This is a genomic window from Mucilaginibacter sp. P4_G9 (genome assembly GCF_056400985.1).
Genome location: NZ_JBFUKF010000744.1, coordinates 1 through 2258 on the forward strand (window position 1 = coordinate 1; position 2258 = coordinate 2258).

Genomic DNA, 2258 nt, shown 5'->3' on the forward strand with positions numbered 1-2258 from the left:
GTTATAGGACGTTTCTCGGGCATTTTAGGCGCGATTGCAGATGAAATTTATTCGTAAAACCTGCTGAAGCCTGCTAAAAATGACAAATCAAACCCCTTATAGTATTTTTGTAAAATAAAATTAAACAGCCTCTCAGAATTGAAGGAAGCATTAATGTTCCAGTTACCCCATCTTTAGACCCTCTTGGTAATATAAAACCGCTCGGGCTTATAAGTTCTGAATAAGAATTATGATAATCTAATTGTGCCAGTTCTTCAAGTAAATAAATAATCAGAAGCTTTCATCATAAAAACTATTAAAATGAAACTATTACTTGTGCTTCTAATTGGACTTACTACAATTCCCACTTTTTCACAAATTGCAAAAAAAGGCAATAGCAAATCTTTAATTAGAATTTTATCAGCCCAGGAGGCCGGTAGATTAGAACGAAAGAATGTCAGGACTATAATTATTTCTTATGGAGCTAATTTGAATACTGAGAAGGAGATATCGACCAAAGAATATTATGAAATACTTTTGAAAATGGAAAAAAGGAATTCATTAAGGCAAGTTTTTCAGGACATAACCGAAGTTTATAGACAGCTAAGTATAAAAGAGCCTACAAGGTTAATTAAAATACCATCCGAAATTTCAGTTTTTGATTGTGGAGGTTGTGGATGTGCTCGACCTGTAGCAGGTTACGCTTCGTGCACTGGTAATACATGTTGGTGTGCGTGTTGTTTCAATTAAGTTGAATATGCAAGTTCCTTGAATATTCAATTGAAATAAGCCCTGCAAAAAAATATGTCATTAACAATAGGAATATAATTTTTACCCGCAGAGGTATAAAAATTGTTCAGAATGCAAATATAGTGGAGGGATAGGTAGTTTGTTAAGACAGTTTAGGCGAGGTTACGTTGTTTTATGCAAAAATGCCTATAAGTAGCTACTTTTTTTGTTTTTGTAAAATATGATATTTAAGAAATTGGTAAGCAAGGATTGGTGGCTCGTTATCTGAACTTGATAAAATTCCCAAGAACATTTTTATTATAAAACTTTACCAAATTTATTGACATGAGGTTACTTAATAAAAAGTCAATTTTACTTCTATTTTTACTTCTAAATTTCCAAGTTTTAAAAAGTCAAACGATTAGTAACTCGAACGCGTGTTCAAAGAGTAAGCTTTTGAAAGATTTAAGGAAATTTATATTTCTTTGTAATAATAAATTTTCATCGAATAATTATTTTCAATCTGATTCCATATGCACAAATTGTATAAGAGAGGACTTTAAAAAAGCCCATTTTATGAATATTGTCAAATATGATAATAAGGTTTCCTTTAACTTTTCGAAACAATATTCAAAACGAAAGTTGTCTAATTCTAAATAAAGCCTCCAGTAGGATATCGTTTTACCCAGTCTTAACTAATATTAATTTTACGACTTCATGTATAACGAATATATTGGGACCTCCAATGGGCCACAATTCTGATTCAACATCAATTTTCTGGATAACGGACTTAAAAAATATTTTAGAATTAAGACTTGATAAAATGAATTTATTTTTTTATTCGAAAAATTATGAAGTAAAATATTTTGATTTTGCAAATGATGAAGAAATAATTGGGCCAGTTGCCGAGAAAATTATCGACAACTCTTTACCTAAACTTCCTATTTTTTATGACTTAACAAAGCGGCTGAAATCAAACGATTACTTCTTTGAAGAAAATCTTTTTAGTAACGATAAAAAAAAAGAATTTGGTATTAATTTTTTAAAATTTTGTCAGCAAGATTTTGATGAAATGGCTAGAGAATTCGTATCTAACAAAAAAGAATTAAAAGAATTTAATAGGGCATTAGATTCTTTGAAAGATCAATGTTTTAAAAAAGAAAGTTTATATAGAAGTTCAAGTATTATAATTTCTAATGATATTTATGATGCCAATCAAAATAAGAGGGCAAATCAAATTGCTTTTAAAATTCCTTGTATCAAAAGATTCAATGATACCGATGAGACACTTAAAAAAGAAAAAACAAGAAGAAAGAATACATTAAAATACCTCATTAATAACTCTAAAACTGATTTATGCCTGCAAAATATTCGTGATATATTATTTAATTTCATAGATAGTGTCGAACTAGATGAACCAAGAACGTTTAGTATAAAGAAAGATAATTACTTGATTTACATGAATTCTCAAAATGATTGGCTAAACATTTATATTAATATGCCAAAAACAAACACTGAAGAGTAAATAAGTCAATGAATATTTACAAAAC

General features: G+C 29.0%; 2 protein-coding genes. Both read left to right on the forward strand.

The window, feature by feature from the left end:
- Positions 1 to 300: 300 nt before the first annotated feature.
- Complete coding sequence (locus AC1DPZ_RS27260) at positions 301 to 729, forward strand: hypothetical protein (RefSeq protein ID WP_477409424.1); 429 nt, start codon at positions 301 to 303, stop codon at positions 727 to 729.
- Positions 730 to 1453: 724 nt separating this feature from the next.
- On the forward strand, positions 1454 to 2233 hold the full coding sequence (locus AC1DPZ_RS27265) for a hypothetical protein (protein ID WP_477409426.1): 780 nt from the start codon (positions 1454 to 1456) through the stop codon (positions 2231 to 2233).
- Positions 2234 to 2258 lie beyond the last annotated feature (25 nt).

Bases quoted from the DNA above. Each gene is read 5' to 3' on its own strand.
- AC1DPZ_RS27260 (WP_477409424.1), top strand. From the start codon at position 301: ATGAAACTATTACTTGTGCTTCTAATTGGACTTACTACAATTCCCACT.
- AC1DPZ_RS27265 (WP_477409426.1), top strand. From the start codon at position 1,454: ATGGGCCACAATTCTGATTCAACATCAATTTTCTGGATAACGGACTTA.